22 protein-coding genes are annotated in these 16,656 nt (G+C 63.9%); 21 read left to right on the forward strand and 1 reads right to left on the reverse strand.

Features of this window, described 5'->3' with window-relative positions; all coding sequences use genetic code 11:
* Nucleotides 1–201: 201 nt before the first annotated feature.
* Nucleotides 202–2,586 carry a S8 family serine peptidase gene (locus ACREBX_RS08445; protein ID WP_431561309.1) on the forward strand — a complete coding sequence of 795 codons (2,385 nt, stop codon included), beginning with the start codon at nt 202–204 and terminating at the stop codon, nt 2,584–2,586.
* A gap of 42 nt (nt 2,587–2,628) precedes the next feature.
* On the forward strand, nt 2,629–3,930 hold the full coding sequence (locus ACREBX_RS08450; protein ID WP_431561310.1) for an amidohydrolase family protein: 1,302 nt from the start codon (nt 2,629–2,631) through the stop codon (nt 3,928–3,930).
* Between the two features lie 137 nt (nt 3,931–4,067).
* Here ACREBX_RS08450 and ACREBX_RS08455 read toward each other — a convergent pair whose 3' ends face one another.
* A complete protein-coding gene (locus tag ACREBX_RS08455) occupies nt 4,068–4,571 on the reverse strand; it encodes a DNA-deoxyinosine glycosylase (RefSeq protein WP_431561311.1) in 504 nt (167 codons plus the stop codon).
* Between the two features lie 320 nt (nt 4,572–4,891).
* Here ACREBX_RS08455 and rpsL point away from each other — a divergent pair, with 320 nt between their 5' ends.
* The 19 genes from rpsL (at nt 4,892) to rpsN (ending at nt 16,648) form a co-directional block, all read left to right on the forward strand.
* Nucleotides 4,892–5,263: a 30S ribosomal protein S12 gene (gene rpsL / locus ACREBX_RS08460; protein WP_037515637.1), complete on the forward strand. Its 372-nt coding sequence runs from the start codon at nt 4,892–4,894 to the stop codon at nt 5,261–5,263.
* A 73-nt stretch (nt 5,264–5,336) separates the two neighbouring features.
* Nucleotides 5,337–5,807 (forward strand): 30S ribosomal protein S7, encoded by a 471-nt coding sequence (gene rpsG / locus ACREBX_RS08465; protein WP_039578261.1) that lies wholly within the window; start codon nt 5,337–5,339, stop codon nt 5,805–5,807.
* A 109-nt stretch (nt 5,808–5,916) separates the two neighbouring features.
* Nucleotides 5,917–8,010, forward strand: a complete 2,094-nt coding sequence (gene fusA, locus ACREBX_RS08470) for an elongation factor G (protein ID WP_431561312.1) — start codon at nt 5,917–5,919, stop codon at nt 8,008–8,010.
* 116 nt (nt 8,011–8,126) lie between these two features.
* Nucleotides 8,127–9,317 carry an elongation factor Tu gene (gene tuf / locus ACREBX_RS08475; RefSeq protein ID WP_431561313.1) on the forward strand — a complete coding sequence of 397 codons (1,191 nt, stop codon included), beginning with the start codon at nt 8,127–8,129 and terminating at the stop codon, nt 9,315–9,317.
* A 148-nt stretch (nt 9,318–9,465) separates the two neighbouring features.
* A complete protein-coding gene (gene rpsJ, locus ACREBX_RS08480) occupies nt 9,466–9,777 on the forward strand; it encodes a 30S ribosomal protein S10 (RefSeq protein WP_003042199.1) in 312 nt (103 codons plus the stop codon).
* Nucleotides 9,778–10,078: 301 nt separating this feature from the next.
* Nucleotides 10,079–10,858, forward strand: a complete 780-nt coding sequence (rplC, locus tag ACREBX_RS08485; RefSeq protein ID WP_431561314.1) for a 50S ribosomal protein L3 — start codon at nt 10,079–10,081, stop codon at nt 10,856–10,858.
* A 2-nt stretch (nt 10,859–10,860) separates the two neighbouring features.
* Nucleotides 10,861–11,487, forward strand: coding sequence for a 50S ribosomal protein L4 (gene rplD, locus ACREBX_RS08490; RefSeq protein WP_039578275.1), 627 nt, complete (start codon nt 10,861–10,863; stop codon nt 11,485–11,487).
* The gene (locus ACREBX_RS08495) at nt 11,480–11,788 is read left to right on the forward strand and encodes a 50S ribosomal protein L23 (RefSeq protein WP_037515644.1); all 309 of its coding nucleotides are present in this window, start codon (nt 11,480–11,482) and stop codon (nt 11,786–11,788) included. The genes rplD and ACREBX_RS08495 overlap by 8 nt, the downstream gene beginning before the upstream one ends.
* Nucleotides 11,789–11,809: 21 nt before the next feature.
* Nucleotides 11,810–12,646: a 50S ribosomal protein L2 gene (gene rplB / locus ACREBX_RS08500; protein WP_431561315.1), complete on the forward strand. Its 837-nt coding sequence runs from the start codon at nt 11,810–11,812 to the stop codon at nt 12,644–12,646.
* 3 nt (nt 12,647–12,649) lie between these two features.
* Nucleotides 12,650–12,925 carry a 30S ribosomal protein S19 gene (rpsS, locus tag ACREBX_RS08505; protein ID WP_166945010.1) on the forward strand — a complete coding sequence of 92 codons (276 nt, stop codon included), beginning with the start codon at nt 12,650–12,652 and terminating at the stop codon, nt 12,923–12,925.
* Nucleotides 12,925–13,305, forward strand: coding sequence for a 50S ribosomal protein L22 (gene rplV, locus ACREBX_RS08510; RefSeq protein WP_088439838.1), 381 nt, complete (start codon nt 12,925–12,927; stop codon nt 13,303–13,305). The genes rpsS and rplV overlap by 1 nt, the downstream gene beginning before the upstream one ends.
* 1 nt (nt 13,306) lies before the next feature.
* Nucleotides 13,307–14,014 (forward strand): 30S ribosomal protein S3, encoded by a 708-nt coding sequence (gene rpsC, locus ACREBX_RS08515; protein WP_431561316.1) that lies wholly within the window; start codon nt 13,307–13,309, stop codon nt 14,012–14,014.
* Between the two features lie 11 nt (nt 14,015–14,025).
* On the forward strand, nt 14,026–14,457 hold the full coding sequence (rplP, locus tag ACREBX_RS08520; protein WP_037515653.1) for a 50S ribosomal protein L16: 432 nt from the start codon (nt 14,026–14,028) through the stop codon (nt 14,455–14,457).
* A gap of 5 nt (nt 14,458–14,462) precedes the next feature.
* Complete coding sequence (rpmC, locus tag ACREBX_RS08525; RefSeq protein ID WP_088439832.1) at nt 14,463–14,666, forward strand: 50S ribosomal protein L29; 204 nt, start codon at nt 14,463–14,465, stop codon at nt 14,664–14,666.
* A gap of 11 nt (nt 14,667–14,677) precedes the next feature.
* Nucleotides 14,678–14,971 carry a 30S ribosomal protein S17 gene (gene rpsQ, locus ACREBX_RS08530; protein WP_431561317.1) on the forward strand — a complete coding sequence of 98 codons (294 nt, stop codon included), beginning with the start codon at nt 14,678–14,680 and terminating at the stop codon, nt 14,969–14,971.
* Between the two features lie 58 nt (nt 14,972–15,029).
* Entirely contained in the window at nt 15,030–15,398 is a 369-nt protein-coding gene (rplN, locus tag ACREBX_RS08535) for a large ribosomal subunit protein uL14 (RefSeq protein WP_431561318.1), read from the forward strand.
* 2 nt (nt 15,399–15,400) lie between these two features.
* Nucleotides 15,401–15,721, forward strand: coding sequence for a 50S ribosomal protein L24 (gene rplX, locus ACREBX_RS08540; protein WP_431561319.1), 321 nt, complete (start codon nt 15,401–15,403; stop codon nt 15,719–15,721).
* Nucleotides 15,714–16,292, forward strand: a complete 579-nt coding sequence (gene rplE, locus ACREBX_RS08545) for a 50S ribosomal protein L5 (protein ID WP_431561320.1) — start codon at nt 15,714–15,716, stop codon at nt 16,290–16,292. The genes rplX and rplE overlap by 8 nt, the downstream gene beginning before the upstream one ends.
* Before the next feature lie 50 nt (nt 16,293–16,342).
* Nucleotides 16,343–16,648, forward strand: a complete 306-nt coding sequence (gene rpsN / locus ACREBX_RS08550; RefSeq protein WP_056373117.1) for a 30S ribosomal protein S14 — start codon at nt 16,343–16,345, stop codon at nt 16,646–16,648.
* Nucleotides 16,649–16,656 lie beyond the last annotated feature (8 nt).

Raw genomic sequence — 16,656 nt, forward strand, 5'->3', positions numbered from 1 at the left:
CGCAGGCATGGGGAGGTGGCAGCGCGCAGCGCTGACGGAGGGGCGATGGCGCTGACGTCGCCGCCCTTCCACCATCCTGTGGATGGTCCCATCCCCAGGGCTCCGCCGCAGGGAGGGTCAGAACTCTCGATTAACCGCATGATGCTACCCCTCCCCCCTCCGCCGCGCTAAAAGGCGGGTATCAGCCAAAGGGGAACGGCGATGGCCGACGCGAACCGACGCAGCAGCATCCGGCGGGGCACCGGGCGGCCTTTGCCCCTTTTGCTCGGCATCGCCGCGCTTTCGCTGGCAGGATGCGGCGGTGGTGGCGGCACGCCCCGCCCCTCCCCGACTCCCGCGCCGCCGTCCGCGCCTACACCGACGCCAACTCCGACGCCCACACCTACCCCGACCCCGCCGCCACCAGGCAATTTCAACACCGCCGAAACGCGCATGTCCGACGGGGTCAATTTCCACGGCGCGATCACCGCCTATCAGGCGGGGGTGACGGGGCAGAATATCCTCGCGGGGGTGATCGACGACGGGATCGATCAGGACAGCCCCGAATTCGCCGGTCGCATCTCGTCGCAGTCGGCCGACGTCGCGGGATCGCGCGGAATCAATGGCGAGGGGACGCACGGCACCAACGTCGCGCAGGTGCTGCTCGGCGGAAAGAATGACGCCGGCACCTTCGGTATCGCCTTCAACGCCAGCCTGCTCGTGCTGCGCGCCGACCGGCCGGGCAGCTGCGCGACCGAGGACCCGACGAACGACGAAAGCGGCTGCCGCTTCCCCGAAACCGCGATCGCGGCCGGGCTCGACCGCGCGGTCGGCGCGGGCGCGCGCGTCGTCAACATCTCGCTCGGCGGCGAAGACCCGCCCGGTGCGACGCTGCGCGCCGCCGTCTCGCGCGCGACCGCGGCGGGAATCATCGTCATCGTCTCGGCGGGGAATGAGGGCGATACGACCGCGAATGGCAACGATCCGAACAACCCCGATTTCTTCGCGCGCGGGCTGCGCGACGCCGGCGGCGGGCTTGTCGTCATCGCCGGATCGGTCAACGAAAATGGTGCGATTTCGGGGTTCAGCAACCGCGCCGGCGGTTATGCTGGCTCCTATTTGACCGCGCTCGGTGAGGGTGTGTGCTGCGCCTATGAAAATGGCGTGCTCAAGACGCAGGGCAATTTCGTCTTCGTGCTCAACGGCACCAGCTTCGCGGCGCCGCAGGTCGCGGGCGCGGTCGCGCTGATCGCGCAAGCCTTTCCGAACCTGTCGAGCCAGCAGATCGTCTCGCTTCTCTATCAATCGGCGCGCGACGCGGGCGCGGCGGGCGACGATGCCGTGTACGGACAGGGCATCCTCGACATTGCGCGCGCCTTTCAGCCAATGGGCGCCACATCGCTCGCGGGCACCTCGACCGCGGTCGCACTCGATGCGCCGCTGGGCGTCCTCGGCGGCCCGATGGGCGATGCGGGCGGGGCCGGCACCATGGGCCTCGTCACCGACGGGTTCGGCCGCGCCTTCAACGTCGATTTCGGCGGTGCGCTCGGTCCGCACCGCCCCGACTTCAAACTGTCGGGCGCGATCGGCGGCCTCGTCCGCCAGCAGAGCGCCGTCGGCCAGTCGCTCTCGCTCTCGCTCGTCACTGCGCCGGGCACGGGCGGCACCGACGCGCTCGCGGGCCTCTCCTTCCACGACGCGCAGCGGGCACGCACCCTCGCCGCCTCGGTGATGACGCGCCTCGACGCGCGCACGCGCGTCGGCTTTACGGCCGGCCGCGGCACCGGCGGCCTGCTCGCGGGCGAGCGTGGCGACAGCGGCCATGCGATGCTGATCGGCGACGCCGCGCACGAGGGCCTCGGCTTCGCCGCCAGTCCCGGAATCGGTGCGATAATTCGTCATAATATCATTAATAATCAATATGTTAATATCATATTGGAAAATGGCTTTGTATCGGGATCGCGCTGGCAGGATGACCCCCTCCTCCGCACCCGATCGGGCCATGACAGCCGCTACCAGCGCATCGGCGCCGCGTGGGACGGTCGCATCGGCCCCGTCCGCACCGCGCTCGGCGCCAGCTGGCTGCGCGAATCGGACAGCCTCCTCGGCGCCCGCCTCGGTCCCGTCTTTGGCGCCGGCGGCGCGACCAGCCTCGTGGGCGATGCGGCCCTCGGCGCCGATCTCGCCGACGGGTGGAGCCTGTCGGGTGCTTGGCGGCAAATGTGGACGCGCCCCGACCGGCACGGCCTGATCGCGGGCGGCGCGCTCTGGTCCACCACCTTCTCCTTCGACATCGCCAAGGCCGGGCTGTTCCATTCGGATGATCGCGCGGCGCTTCGTTTCGCCCAGCCCTTGCGCGTTGCGCGCGGCGGTATCCACCTCCTGCTCCCCGTCGCGCACGATTATGCGACCGGCCGCACCGACTTCGGCCGCCGCACCTATAATCTGGCCCCCACCGGCCGCGAGCTGATCGTCGAGGCGAGCTATGCGCTGTCGCTGTTCGGCGGCGAGCTGATCGCGAATAGCTGGTGGCGCCGCGATCCCGGGCATATCGCCGCGATGCCCGATGACCAGGGCGCGGCGCTCCGCTTTACGATGGGCTTCTGATCGGCTTTAACGCTCCCCAAATTCAAAACAGGGGATGCCAATATGAAGCCGATTTACGTCCTTCCGCTCGCGCTGCTCGGCGCGGCGCTTGCCTCGCCGATCGCTGCGCAGGCGCCCGCGCGCACAATCATCCACGCCGGCCAACTGCTCGCCGAACCCGGCAAGCCGGTCCGCGGCGCCTCGACGATCATCGTCGAAAACGGCCGGATCGTGAGCATCGCCGACGGTTATCAGCCCGCCGACCCCGGTGCGACGCTGATCGACCTCAAGGACAAATATGTCCTCCCCGGCCTGATCGACAGCCACGTCCATCTGACGAGCGATGCGGGCGGCATCGCCGGCCAGCTTGAGGAAGTCACGCTCAGCCCTGCGGCGCAGGCGTTCAACGCCGAGGCGAACGGGATGAAGACGCTGCGCGCGGGCTTTACCACGGTGCGCAACCTCGGTGACGGCGACGGCGCGACACTGGCGCTGCGCGACGCGATCCTCGCGGGCAAGGTGCAGGGGCCGCGCATCGTCGATGCGGGCAACAGCATTTCGGGCAGCGCGGGTCATATGGACGGCTCGCTCGGCTATCGCGACGAGCTCCGGCCCTTCTTCGCGGGCGCGGGGAACACTTGCAACGGCGCCGACGATTGCCGCCGCGCGGTGCGGCTCCAGATCGGACGCGGCGCTGATGTGATCAAATTCGCCTCGACCGGCGGGGTCAACAGCCGCATCGGCGCCGGGCTCGGCAAGCAGATGTTCGACGACGAGGCGCAGGCGATCGTCGACACCGCGCATCTGTTCGGGAAAAAGGTCGCGGTCCACGCGCACGGCGCCGACGGCATCCGCCTCGCCATCGATGCCGGCGCCGATTCGATCGAGCATGGCACGATCCTTGATGAGACGACGATCGCGGCCTGGGCGAAGTCAAAGACTTATTATGTCCCGACCTTGTCGACGGTGAACGGCTATAAGGAACGCATCGCGGCGAACGCCAACGCCTATGAACCCGACGTGCTCGCCAAGATCCAGTGGCGCATTTCGATCACCGGCAAGAGCCTCGAGCAGCTCGTCCCGCGCGGTGTGCGCATCGCGTTCGGCACCGATGCCGGCGTGTCGAAGCATGGCCGGGGCGGCGACGAGTTCGAACTGATGGTCCAGCACGGGATGAAGCCGGTCGAGGCGCTGAAGGCCGCAACGGTCAATGCCGCCGACCTGCTTGGGCTGTCGAACGAGATCGGCACGATCGCGCCGGGCAAGAGCGCCGACATCATCGCCGTCGCGAGCGACCCGGTCGCCGATGTGCGCGTGCTGAAGAAGATCGATTTCGTGATGGCGCGCGGGGAAGTGATCGACTGACGAATGATCCTCCCTGTGCCGCAGGCATGGGGAGGTGGCAGCGCGACGCGCGGACGGAGGGGCCTTTTGCGCGACGTCGCTGCCCCTCCGCCATCCTTTGGATGGTCCCCCTTCCCACGGCATTGCCGCAGGGAGGATCATGAGTCGGCCAACGCTTTGCGTAGCGTCAGCCACCACTCCAGCTTCGCTGCATAGCCGCTCGTATTTGCCGCGCTGCTCGACGGCAAATCGATCACGACCACGTCCGTCAGTGCCGGCAACTGCTTTCGCCCGATCACCGCGGCCTTGCCGCCGTTGAAGGCGATCATGCGCAGGTCGGGAAGATCGGCGATCAGCGCCGCGAGGTCATGTGCCTCGGCTTCGCGGATCAGCGAGTCGCTGCTCATGTGCCGCTCGGCGCTGCGGATCACGTCCCACAGCCCGACCTTTGCCGCGCGGAGTAGGACCAGCTTCTCGGCATAGGGCAGATCCGCGAGTGGCCGGCCGACGACCTCGCCGAGCAGGCGCCAGAACTGGTTGGTTGGATGCGCATAATATTGCTGTTCGGCGAGCGAGCGGACGCCGGGCAGGCTTCCCAGAACCAGCAATCGCGTGTCGGGTGCGATGTGGGGCGCAAAGCTGGCGTGGCGAACGGCGGGCATGGGCGACCGATAGCCCGCCCCGACCGGCGCAACAATATTGCCCGCCCTTTGACCCGCGCCCCTTGACCATGGGGGGAATCGGGTCTAGGGGCGCGCTCGACCGAAAAGGGCAGTTTGCTGCCTCTTTCAGTTGCAACAGCGCTTGAACATTGCTGGCGCGGATGGAGCCTCCGGAAGATCTTAGCGATCCGCCGGGGTCTTTTGCTGTTATCAGGTCGGCCGTTTTTCGCCATTTTTGGCGGGTCAGCGGCCGGAGCTTCGTCCACCGCAGTACAGTAACCGTTCGCTTTGATGGGCGGACATTTAAAGGTGAAGCATTCATGCCCACGATCAACCAGCTGGTCCGCAAGGGCCGGACTCCCCAGAAGGTGAAGTCCAAGGTCCCGGCGATGGACGCAAACCCGCAAAAGCGCGGCGTTTGCACCCGTGTCTACACGACGACCCCGAAAAAGCCGAACTCGGCGCTCCGTAAGGTTGCGAAGGTCCGCCTGACCAACCAGCGCGAAGTCATCACCTACATCCCGGGCGAAGGCCACAACCTCCAGGAACACAGCGTTGTGCTGATCCGCGGCGGTCGTGTCCGCGATCTTCCCGGTGTGCGTTATCACGTCCTGCGCGGCGTGCTCGATACGCAGGGCGTGAAGGACCGCAAGCAGAGCCGTTCGAAGTACGGCGCGAAGCGTCCGAAGTAAGGACCGCTTTTTCGGCTATTTGATCATCCCTGGCTGCCTTGGCGCCGGGATGCTGTTGTAAAAGGAATTACCTATGGCTCGTCGTCGTCGTCCTGAACGCCGCGAAATCCTGCCCGATCCCCGTTTCGGTGATACGGTGCTGTCGAAATTCATGAACAGCGTCATGCTGGACGGGAAAAAGTCGGTCGCCGAAAGCATCGTTTACGGTGCGCTTGAATCGGTCGAAGCCCGTGCCAAGAAGGAACCCATCGGCGTGTTCCACGAAGCGCTGGCGAACATCCGCCCGAACATCGAAGTCCGCAGCCGCCGTGTCGGCGGTGCGACCTATCAGGTTCCGGTCGAAGTCCGTCCGGAACGTGCGCAGGCGCTCGCGATCCGCTGGCTGATCACCGCTGCGCGCAACCGCAGCGAAACCACGATGGCCGCGCGCCTGTCGGGCGAACTGCTCGACGCGTCGAACAACCGTGGCAATGCCGTGAAGAAGCGTGAAGACACGCATCGCATGGCCGAAGCCAACCGCGCTTTCAGCCACTACCGCTGGTAAGCGCTCGCGGGACGGCCGGTTCTCGCAATCTGGCGTCTCGCAATCGTAACAATCATTCCTATATCGGGGGCGGCCCCAAAGGCCGTCCCCCACATCCAAGGAAAAGACCATGGCACGCAGCCATCCGCTCGAAAATTATCGCAACTTTGGGATCATGGCGCACATCGACGCCGGCAAGACCACGACGACCGAGCGTATCCTTTACTACACCGGCAAGTCCTACAAGATCGGCGAAGTCCATGACGGCGCCGCAACGATGGACTGGATGGAGCAGGAACAGGAACGCGGCATCACGATCACGTCGGCTGCGACGACCTGCCTGTGGAAGGCCGAAGAAGGTCAGGGCCCCGAGCATCGCCTGAACATCATCGACACCCCCGGCCACGTCGACTTCACGATCGAAGTCGAACGTTCGCTGCGCGTGCTCGACGGCGCGATCACCGCGTTCGACGGCGTTGCCGGCGTCGAGCCGCAGTCGGAGACCGTGTGGCGCCAGGCCGACAAGTATAAAGTGCCGCGCATGTGCTTCGTCAACAAGCTCGACCGCACCGGCGCCGATTTCTATTATTGCGTCCAGACGATCGTCGATCGCCTCGGTGCGGTTCCGGCGGTGCTGTACCTGCCGATCGGTGCCGAAGGCGATTTCAAGGGCCTCGTCGACCTCGTCAACGAGCGCGCGATCATCTGGAAGGACGAAAGCCTCGGCGCCGAATTCTTCTATGAGGAAATCCCCGCCGATCTCGTCGACAAGGCCGCCGAATATCGCGAAAAGCTCGTCGAGCTTGCCGTCGAACAGGACGACGACGCGATGGAAGCCTATCTCGAAGGCACGCTCCCCGAAGTTCCCCAGCTCAAGGCGCTGATCCGCAAGGGCACGCTGGCGCAGGCGTTCGTTCCGGTCCTCTGCGGCTCGGCGTTCAAGAACAAGGGTGTCCAGACGCTGCTCGACGCGGTCGTCGACTATCTGCCGAGCCCGCTCGACATTCCCGACGTCCAGGGCCTCAAGCTCGACGGCGTGACCCCCGATTCGCGTCCGGCCACCGATGAGGCGCCGCTCTCGCTTCTGGCCTTCAAGATCATGAACGATCCGTTCGTCGGTTCGCTCACCTTTGCCCGCATCTATTCGGGTACTCTGAACAAGGGCACGTACCTGAACTCGGTGAAGGACAAGAAGGAAAAGGTCGGCCGTATGCTGCTGATGCATGCGAACAGCCGCGAAGACATCGAGGAAGCCTTTGCGGGCGACATCGTTGCGCTTGCCGGCCTCAAGGAAACCACCACCGGGGACACGCTCTGCGCGACCAACGCGCCGATCATCCTCGAGCGGATGGAATTCCCCGAGCCGGTCATCGAGCTGTCGGTGGAACCGAAGACCAAGGCCGACCAGGAACGCATGGGCATCGCGCTCAACCGTCTGGCCGCCGAGGATCCCTCGTTCCGCGTCTCGACCGACCATGAATCGGGCCAGACGATCATCAAGGGCATGGGCGAGCTTCACCTCGACATCCTCGTCGATCGCATGAAGCGCGAGTTCAAGGTCGAAGCGAACGTCGGCGCGCCGCAGGTGGCGTACCGCGAGTCGCTCGCGAAGTCGGTCGATGTCGATTACACCCACAAGAAGCAGTCGGGTGGCTCGGGCCAGTTCGGCCGCGTCAAGGTAACCGTCGTTCCCGGCGAGCGCGGTTCGGGTATCGTTTTCAGCGACGAGATCAAGGGCGGCAACATTCCGCGCGAATATATCCCGTCGGTCGAAAAGGGCATGCGCGAGTCGGCCGAAAATGGTCACATGATCGGCTTCCCGATCATCGACTTCGAAATCAAGCTCACCGACGGCGCGTACCACGACGTCGACTCGTCGGCGCTGGCGTTCGAAATCGCGGGCCGTGCGGCGATGCGCGAAGTGGCGGCAAAGGCCGGCATCAAGCTGCTCGAACCGGTGATGAAGGTCGAAGTCGTTACCCCTGAGGATTTCATGGGCGACGTGATCGGCGATCTCAACAGCCGCCGTGGGCAGATCCAGGGCACCGACAGCCGGGGCATCGCCCAGGTCGTCGAGGCGATCGTTCCGCTGGCGAACATGTTCGGCTATGTGAACCAGCTGCGCAGCTTCAGCCAGGGTCGCGCCAGCTACTCGATGCAATTCTCGCACTACGAAGAAGTGCCGACGAGCGTCGCCGAAGAAGTGAAGGCCAAGATGGCCTGATGGGTCAAAGCCGCGCGGACTTGCGCCGCGCGGCAAAGCCCTCTAAGGGCGGCGCCTGATTCAGCGGGTCCGTCCAAACTGATCAACCGAAACATCGAACAAGAAGGTTCAAACACATGGCCAAGGCTAAATTTGAGCGGAACAAGCCGCACTGCAACATCGGCACCATCGGTCACGTCGACCATGGCAAGACCTCGCTCACCGCAGCGATCACCAAGGTGCTGGCCGAAACGACCGGCGGCGTCGCCGTCGACTTCGCAAACATCGACAAGGCGCCCGAAGAGCGCGAGCGCGGCATCACCATTTCGACCGCTCACGTCGAATATGAAACCGGCGCCCGCCACTATGCGCACGTCGATTGCCCGGGCCACGCCGACTATGTGAAGAACATGATCACCGGCGCTGCCCAGATGGACGGCGCGATCCTCGTCGTGTCGGCCGCTGACGGCCCGATGCCGCAGACCAAGGAGCACATCCTGCTCGCCAAGCAGGTCGGCGTTCCGACCATGGTCGTCTTCCTCAACAAGGTCGACCAGCTGGACGATCCCGAGCTGCTCGAGCTCGTCGAGATGGAAATCCGCGAAGAACTTTCGAAGCGTGGCTTCGACGGCGACAACATTCCCATCGTGACGGGTTCGGCGCTTGCCGCGCTGGAAAGCCGCGACGACAACATCGGCAAGGACGCGATCCTGAAGCTGATGGAAGCCGTCGATAGCTGGATCCCGCAGCCCGACCGTCCGCTCGACAAGCCCTTCCTGATGCCGATCGAAGACGTGTTCTCGATCTCGGGTCGCGGTACCGTCGTCACCGGCCGTATCGAAACCGGCATCGTCAAGGTTGGTGAAGAAGTCGAAATCGTCGGCATCAAGGACACCAAGAAGACCGTCGTGACCGGCGTCGAAATGTTCCGCAAGCTGCTCGACCAGGGCCAGGCTGGCGACAACGTCGGTGCGCTGATCCGCGGCGTCGGCCGTGAAGAAGTCGAGCGTGGCCAGGTTCTCTGCAAGCCCGGCTCGATCAAGCCGCACACCGAGTTCACCTCGGAAGTGTACGTCCTGTCGAAGGACGAAGGCGGCCGTCACACGCCGTTCTTTGCGAACTATCGTCCGCAGTTCTACTTCCGCACCACGGACGTCACCGGCGAGGTTATCCTCCCCGAGGGCACCGAGATGGTCATGCCGGGCGACAACGTCCAGCTGGCAGTCAAGCTGATCGCTCCGATCGCCATGGACCCGGGCCTGCGCTTCGCAATTCGCGAAGGTGGCCGCACCGTCGGTGCAGGGGTTGTCGCGACGATCACAAAGTAATATAGGGCCGCGAGCCGCCTGATTCGGAAGTGATTCGGGCGGCTCGTAGCTTAAAGAATTTTGATGGCCAAACCGGCTTCCCTGCGGAAGTCGGAGCAGGCCATTTCGGCTCTTTCGCATCGTTAGACGGGATTCGACTGGAATAGTCATGGAAACGCAGAATATTCGCATTCGCCTGAAGGCATTTGATCACCGCGTGCTCGATCAGGCCACCACCGACATTGCCGATACGGCACGTCGTACCGGAGCGCTTATTCGCGGCCCGATCCCGCTTCCGACGCGTATTGAAAAATTCACCGTGAACCGCGGCCCGCATGTCGACAAAAAGTCGCGCGAGCAGTTCGAGGTGCGTACCCACAAGCGGCTGCTCGACATCGTGCAGCCCACCCCGCAGACGGTCGACGCGCTGATGAAGCTCGACCTCGCCGCGGGCGTAAACGTAGAAATCAAGCTGGCTTAAGGCCAGCGACGCCCCGGTGAAAACCGGGGTCTCTATCGGCAGGACACTTCGGTGACTGCATTGTCCGGCGAGATCCGGACCGACGATAGGGTGGATACCGCCGGATCTCTTCCTTGCGAAGAAATATGGTCCGGGCTGCGTCCCCCGTCTCGCCGCTCTCCCACGGGAAGGCGGCACCTCAGCCCGGACGGGGCGATGCATCGAAATTTTGGGCTGGGAGGGTTCTCGTCGGGGTTCGCCTTGATGGGGTCCCACACGCCGTGCGGAATGGTCCGCCCGGCCTCTGTTGAGGAGTATGATCATGCGGACTGGCGTGATCGCGAAGAAAATGGGGATGACCCGCCTGTTTCAGGACGACGGCCGCCACGTGCCCGTCACCGTCCTGAGCCTCGAAGGCTGTCAGGTCATTTCTGTGCGCGAACAAGAACGCGACGGCTATGTGGCCGTTCAACTCGGTGCCGGCTCGGCGAAGGCGAAGAATGTTGCGAAGCCGCAGCGTGGCGCTTTCGGCAAGGCCGAAGTCGAACCCAAGGCGAAGATCGTCGAATTCCGCGTCGCCGACGACGCGACGCTCGACGTCGGCGCGGAGCTGTCGGCCGACCATTTCGTCGCCGGCCAGATCGTGGACATCCAGGGTGTGACCCAGGGTAAGGGCTTTGCCGGTGCGATGAAGCGCTGGGGTTTCGGCGGTATGCGCGCAACCCACGGTGTTTCGATCAGCCACCGCGCGCATGGTTCGACCGGTAACCGCCAGGATCCGGGCCGCGTCTTCAAGAACAAGAAGATGGCCGGCCACATGGGCGCCCGCAACCGCACCCAGCAGAATCTCGAAATCGTCCGCACCGACGTCGAGCGCGGCCTTCTCTTCGTCAAGGGCTCGGTCCCTGGCTCGAAGGGCGGCTGGCTGATGGTCCGCGATGCGGTCAAGCTGCCGCGCCACCCCGAAGCCCCCTATCCGGCGGGCATCAAGAGCGCGGCGAACGCCAACCAGGAAGCCCCGGCGGATGCACCGGTAGAGACCCCGACGGAAGAAACCGTCGTCGTCGATACCGCCACCACCGACGGCGCACAGGAGTCCTGATCATGAAGGTCAAGGTTCACACCATCGACGGCAAGGCCGGCGCGGACATCGATCTTAACGACGATGTGTTCGGCGTCGACCCGCGTGCCGACATCCTTCACCGTGTCGTCAGCTGGCAGCTCGAAAAGCGCCGTGGTCCGGCTCGCGCCGCCCGCGAACGCAGCGACGTGTCGCGTACCGGCAAGAAGTTCGGTCGCCAGAAGGGCGGCGGCACGGCTCGTCACGGCGATCGCGCAGCTCCGATCTTCATCGGCGGCGGCAAGGCGCACGGTCCCCGGGCCCGCACCTTCGGTCACTCGCTGAACAAGAAGATCCGCACGCTCGGCCTGAAAATGGCGCTGAGCGACAAGGCGAAGGGCGGCAAGATTCTCGTTCTCGACACGCTCGAGCTCAAGGACGCCAAGACCAAGGCGCTCGCCGGCCAGCTCGGCAAGCTCGAACTCGGCAATCGCGCACTGTTCATCGATGGCGATGCAGTGCACGAAAGCTTCGCCATGGCGTCGGCCAACCTCATCGGCATCGACGCGATGCCGGCGATGGGTGCCAACGTCTATGACATTTTGCGCGCCGATACGCTGGTTCTGACCCGCGCCGGCCTCGAAAAGCTGGAGGCACGCTTCAATGGCTAAGGCAAAAACAGTCGACGCGCGTCACTATGACGTGATCCTCGCTCCGGTGATCACCGAAAAATCGACGCTGCTCAGCGAAAATGACGCCGTGGTGTTCAAGGTTGCGAACGACGCAACCAAGCCCGCGATCAAGGCCGCCGTCGAGGCGCTGTTCGATGTCAAGGTGCTCAGCGTCAACACGCTGATCACCAAGGGCAAGACCAAGCGCTGGAAGGGCAAGCCCTACACCCGCAGCGACGTGAAGAAGGCGATCGTTCGCCTGGCCGAAGGCCAGACGATCGACGTCACGACCGGCGTCTGATTGTAGGAAGAGGCAGAGAAAATGGCACTTAAATCCTATAATCCGACCAGCCCCGCGCAGCGCGGCCTGATCCTCGTCGACAAGTCGTCGCTGTGGAAGGGCAAGCCCGTCAAGGCGCTGACCGAAGGCAAGAGCAAGACCGGTGGCCGCAACAACAAGGGTCATGTGACCTCGCGCGGTATCGCTGGCGGCCACAAGCAGAAGTACCGCTTCATCGACTTCAAGCGTCGCAAGTGGGACATGCCGGCCACCGTCGAACGGCTCGAGTACGATCCGAACCGCACGGCCTTCATCGCGCTCATCAAATATGAGGACGGCGAGCAGACCTATATCCTGGCGCCGCAGCGTCTGGCGGTCGGCGACACGGTTGTCGCGGGCAAGAAGACCGACGTGAAGCCGGGCAATGCGATGGAATTGTCGCAGATGCCGGTCGGCACGATCGTCCACAATATCGAGATGAAGCCGTCCAAGGGCGGACAGATTGCCCGCTCGGCCGGCACCTATGCCCAGGTCGTCGGTCGTGACCGCGGTCTTGTCATCGTGCGTCTCGGTTCGGGCGAACAGCGGTATATCCGCGGCGAGTGCATGGGCACGGTTGGTGCGGTGTCGAACCCCGACAACCAGAACACCAACCTGGGCAAGGCCGGCCGTAATCGCTGGCTCGGCAAGCGCCCGCTGACGCGCGGTGTTGCAAAGAACCCGGTCGATCACCCGCATGGCGGCGGCGAAGGCCGCACCTCGGGCGGCCGTCACCCGGTTACCCCGTGGGGCAAGCCGACCAAGGGTGCACGCACCCGTTCGAACAAGTCGACCGACAAGATGATCATCCGGTCGCGTCACGCGAAGAAGAAGAGGTAAGCCATGGCTCGCTCGGTCTGGAAGGGTCCTTTTGTGGACCTCCATCTGCTCAAGAAAGCCGAAACGGCCCAGGAAGGCAGCAGCAGTGCGCCTATCAAAACCTGGTCGCGTCGGTCCACCATCCTGCCGCAGTTCGTGGGGCTGACCTTCAACGTCTACAACGGCCGCAAGTTCGTGCCGGTGTCGGTGAATGAAGACATGGTCGGCATGAAGCTGGGTGAGTTTGCGCCGACGCGCTTCTTCCCCGGTCACGCTGCCGACAAGAAGGGCAAACGCTAATGGGCAAGGAAAAGTCCCCCCGCCGCGTTGCGGATAACGAGGCGCTCTCGGTCGGCACGCAGATTCGCGGTTCGGCACAGAAGCTGAACCTCGTTGCCGCGCTGATCCGCGGTCGCAAGGTCGAAGACGCGATGAACATCCTCACCTTCTCGAAGAAGGCGATGGCTGTCGACGTGCGCAAGGTTCTCGCCAGCGCCGTCGCCAACGCGGAAAACAACCACAACCTCGATGTTGATGCCCTGGTCATCCAGGAAGCCAGCGTCGGCAAGTCGATCTCGATGAAGCGCTGGCACGCACGTGGCCGCGGCAAGTCGACCCGGATCGTCAAGCCGTTCAGCCGCATCCGCATCGTCGTCCGCGAACAGGAAGAAGAGGCGTAAGATGGGCCAGAAGAGCAATCCGATCGGCCTGCGCCTGCAGGTCAACCGCACCTGGGACAGCCGCTGGTTCGCCGAAGGCCAGGACTATGGCCGCATGCTGGTCGAGGATCTGAAGATCCGCCAGTATGTGTTCAAGAACCTGCCGCAGGCCGCGATCTCGAAGGTCGTGATCGAACGTCCGGCCAAGCTGTGCCGCGTTTCGATCTATGCCGCCCGTCCGGGCGTCATCATCGGCAAGAAGGGCGCGGACATCGAAAAGCTTCGCAAGAAGCTCGGTGAACTGACGAACAGCGACGTGTCGCTGAACATCGTCGAAATCCGCAAGCCCGAAGTCGACGCCAAGCTCGTCGGCCAGGGTATTGCCGACCAGCTCGAACGCCGCGTCGCGTTCCGTCGTGCCATGAAGCGCGCGGTTCAGTCGGCGATGCGTCTGGGCGCCGAAGGCATCCGCATCAACTGCGCTGGCCGTCTTGGCGGCGCGGAAATCGCGCGTACCGAATGGTATCGCGAAGGCCGGGTGCCGCTGCACACGCTGCGCGCCAACGTCGACTATGCCGAATCGACCGCCCACACCGCTTACGGCGTGTGCGGTATCAAGGTGTGGATCTTCAAGGGCGAGATTCTCGGCCACGACCCGATGGCGACCGACCGTCTGATGCTCGATGCACAGACGACCGGCGTCCGTCCGGCTCGTGACGATCGCCGCTAAGGACTGCTGACATGCTGCAACCGAAAAAAACCAAGTTCCGCAAGGCTTTCAAGGGCCGCATCCATGGCAATGCCAAGGGCGGAACCAGCCTGAACTTCGGCTCCTACGGGCTGAAGGCGATGGAACCCGAGCGCATCACCGCACGCCAGATCGAAGCGGCGCGCCGTGCGATCAGCCGCGCGATCAAGCGTCAGGGCCGTTTGTGGATCCGCATCTTCCCCGACGTCCCCGTGTCGTCGAAGCCTGCCGAAGTCCGTATGGGTAAGGGCAAGGGTTCGCCGGAATTCTGGGCCGCTCGCGTGAAGCCGGGTCGCATCCTGTTCGAACTCGACGGCGTTCCCGGCCCCGTCGCCGCGCTGGCGTTCGAACGTGCGGCGATGAAGCTGCCGATCAAGACGAAGGTGATCGCCCGTCTCGGCGACACCTCGCATCTGGAGGGTTAAGGGCCATGTCCAAGACCGAAGATTTCAAGGCCAAGACCGACGATCAGCTGTCGGAACAGCTTGGTGAACTGAAGCGCGAGGCGTTCAACCTCCGCTTCCAGGCGGCCACTGGCCAGCTTGAAAAAGCATCGCGCGTCAAGGAAGTGCGGCGCTCGATCGCCCGCATCAAGACGCAGCAGACCGAGCGCACGCGCTCGGCCGCGAAGTAAGGAGACTATCGATGCCGAAGCGCATTCTGACCGGTACGGTGGTGTCCGACAAGGGCGACAAGACCGTCGTGGTGAAGGTCGAACGGAAGGTGAAGCACCCTCTGTACGGCAAGATCATCCGGCGTTCGAAGAAGTATCACGCCCACGATGAGGACAACGCTATCAAGGCCGGCGAAACCGTCCGCATCGAGGAAACGAAGCCGATTTCGAAGCTGAAGACCTGGAAGGTGCTCGACAAGGTCGACACCCACAGCAAGCCGAAGGGCTCGGCAGCACCCGCTGCTCCCGCCGCAGCCGAAGGCTGACACAGTTCACGGAACCGCCGGGGTTGCCCGGTAGGCCAAAAGAGAAGGAAATGCATCGATGATCCAGATGCAGTCACAATTGGAAGTCGCTGACAACAGCGGTGCCAAGCGCGTCCAGTGCATCAAGGTGCTGGGCGGGTCGAAGCGCCGCGTTGCCGGCGTCGGCGACGTGATCGTCGTGTCGATCAAGGAAGCCCAGCCGCGCGGCAAGGTGAAGAAGGGCGACGTCCATCGCGCCGTCATCGTTCGCACCCGCAAGGATGTGCGCCGCGCCGATGGCTCGGTGATCCGTTTCGACAGCAACGCCGCCGTGCTCGTCAACAAGAACGAGGAGCCGATCGGCACCCGTATCTTCGGCCCCGTCGTCCGCGAACTGCGCGGCCGTGGCTATATGAAGATCATCAGCCTGGCGCCGGAGGTGCTCTGACCATGAGTATGGCGAAGATCAAGAAGGGCGACACGGTTGTCATCCTGTCCGGCAAGGACAAGGGCAAGACCGGCGAAGTGACGCAGAGCCTGCCGAAAGACGGCAAGGTTGTGGTCGCGGGCGTCAACATCATCACGCGGCACCGCAAGCCGAGCCAGACCAACCCGCAGGGTGGTCTGGAACGCAAGGAAGCGCCGCTGCACGCGAGCAAGGTCGCGGTTGCCGATCCCAAGACCGGTAAGCCGACGCGTGTTCGTTTTGAAACCAAGGACGGCAAGAAGGTCCGCGTGGCCGTGAAGTCCGGGGAGACGATCAGTGGCTGACAATTACACCCCGCGCATGCGCACTCGCTACGACGAAGTGATCGTCAAGGCGATGACCGAGAAATTCGGTTACAAGAACGCGATGGAAGTGCCGAAGATCGAAAAGATCGTGCTCAACATGGGCGTCGGCGAAGCCACGCAGGACAAGAAGAAGGTCGAATCGGCGGCTGCCGAGATGGAACTCATCGCCGGCCAGAAGCCTGTCGTGACCAAGGCGAAGAAGTCGATCGCACAGTTCAAGCTGCGCGAAGGCATGCCGATCGGCTGCAAGGTAACCCTGCGCCGCGAACGCATGTATGAATTCCTCGACCGGCTGATCACGATCGCAATGCCGCGCATCCGCGATTTTCGCGGCGTGTCGGCGACGAGCTTCGACGGCCGTGGCAACTATGCCATGGGCCTGAAAGAGCAGATCATCTTCCCCGAGATCAACTATGACCGCATCGACCAGGTGCGCGGCATGGACGTGATCGTCACCACCACCGCCCGTACGGACGATGAAGCCCGCGAACTGCTCAAGCTGTTCGGCTTCCCCTTCCCGATCGAAGCGCAGGAAAAGGAAGCCGCCTGATCCCTTTGGGACCAGGCAGGCTCTTTCAAGAAGGAAAGAGAACTTAAGTCATGGCGAAACTGAGTTCGGTAAACAAGAACGAGCGTCGCAAGCAGCTGGTGAAGAAATACGCCGGCCGTTATGCGAAGCTGAAGGCGGTTGCAGCGGACACGTCGCTCGACGATGGCGAGCGTCTGATCGCGCGCCTCAAGATGGCGGAAATCCCGCGCAATGGTAACCCGACCCGCATCCGTAACCGGTGCGAGCTGACCGGGCGCCCGCGCGCTTATTATCGCAAATTCCGGCTGTGCCGTATCCAGCTCCGCGATCTGGCCAACAAGGGCCTGATCCCCGGTGTTGTGAAGTCGAGCTGGTAAGGGACTAG

The organism is Sphingopyxis sp., from assembly GCF_050725655.1.
Taxonomy (GTDB): domain Bacteria; phylum Pseudomonadota; class Alphaproteobacteria; order Sphingomonadales; family Sphingomonadaceae; genus Sphingopyxis.

Bases quoted from the DNA above. Each gene is read 5' to 3' on its own strand.
- ACREBX_RS08445 (WP_431561309.1), top strand. From the start codon at position 202: ATGGCCGACGCGAACCGACGCAGCAGCATCCGGCGGGGCACCGGGCGG.
- fusA (WP_431561312.1), top strand. From the start codon at position 5,917: ATGGCACGCAGCCATCCGCTCGAAAATTATCGCAACTTTGGGATCATG.
- tuf (WP_431561313.1), top strand. From the start codon at position 8,127: ATGGCCAAGGCTAAATTTGAGCGGAACAAGCCGCACTGCAACATCGGC.
- rplP (WP_037515653.1), top strand. From the start codon at position 14,026: ATGCTGCAACCGAAAAAAACCAAGTTCCGCAAGGCTTTCAAGGGCCGC.
- rplV (WP_088439838.1), top strand. From the start codon at position 12,925: ATGGGCAAGGAAAAGTCCCCCCGCCGCGTTGCGGATAACGAGGCGCTC.
- rplC (WP_431561314.1), top strand. From the start codon at position 10,079: ATGCGGACTGGCGTGATCGCGAAGAAAATGGGGATGACCCGCCTGTTT.
- rpsQ (WP_431561317.1), top strand. From the start codon at position 14,678: ATGCCGAAGCGCATTCTGACCGGTACGGTGGTGTCCGACAAGGGCGAC.
- ACREBX_RS08495 (WP_037515644.1), top strand. From the start codon at position 11,480: ATGGCTAAGGCAAAAACAGTCGACGCGCGTCACTATGACGTGATCCTC.
- rplD (WP_039578275.1), top strand. From the start codon at position 10,861: ATGAAGGTCAAGGTTCACACCATCGACGGCAAGGCCGGCGCGGACATC.
- ACREBX_RS08450 (WP_431561310.1), top strand. From the start codon at position 2,629: ATGAAGCCGATTTACGTCCTTCCGCTCGCGCTGCTCGGCGCGGCGCTT.
- ACREBX_RS08455 (WP_431561311.1), bottom strand. From the start codon at position 4,571: ATGCCCGCCGTTCGCCACGCCAGCTTTGCGCCCCACATCGCACCCGAC.
- rpsC (WP_431561316.1), top strand. From the start codon at position 13,307: ATGGGCCAGAAGAGCAATCCGATCGGCCTGCGCCTGCAGGTCAACCGC.
- rpsG (WP_039578261.1), top strand. From the start codon at position 5,337: ATGGCTCGTCGTCGTCGTCCTGAACGCCGCGAAATCCTGCCCGATCCC.
- rpsS (WP_166945010.1), top strand. From the start codon at position 12,650: ATGGCTCGCTCGGTCTGGAAGGGTCCTTTTGTGGACCTCCATCTGCTC.
- rpmC (WP_088439832.1), top strand. From the start codon at position 14,463: ATGTCCAAGACCGAAGATTTCAAGGCCAAGACCGACGATCAGCTGTCG.
- rplX (WP_431561319.1), top strand. From the start codon at position 15,401: ATGAGTATGGCGAAGATCAAGAAGGGCGACACGGTTGTCATCCTGTCC.
- rpsL (WP_037515637.1), top strand. From the start codon at position 4,892: ATGCCCACGATCAACCAGCTGGTCCGCAAGGGCCGGACTCCCCAGAAG.
- rpsJ (WP_003042199.1), top strand. From the start codon at position 9,466: ATGGAAACGCAGAATATTCGCATTCGCCTGAAGGCATTTGATCACCGC.
- rplB (WP_431561315.1), top strand. From the start codon at position 11,810: ATGGCACTTAAATCCTATAATCCGACCAGCCCCGCGCAGCGCGGCCTG.
- rplN (WP_431561318.1), top strand. From the start codon at position 15,030: ATGATCCAGATGCAGTCACAATTGGAAGTCGCTGACAACAGCGGTGCC.
- rpsN (WP_056373117.1), top strand. From the start codon at position 16,343: ATGGCGAAACTGAGTTCGGTAAACAAGAACGAGCGTCGCAAGCAGCTG.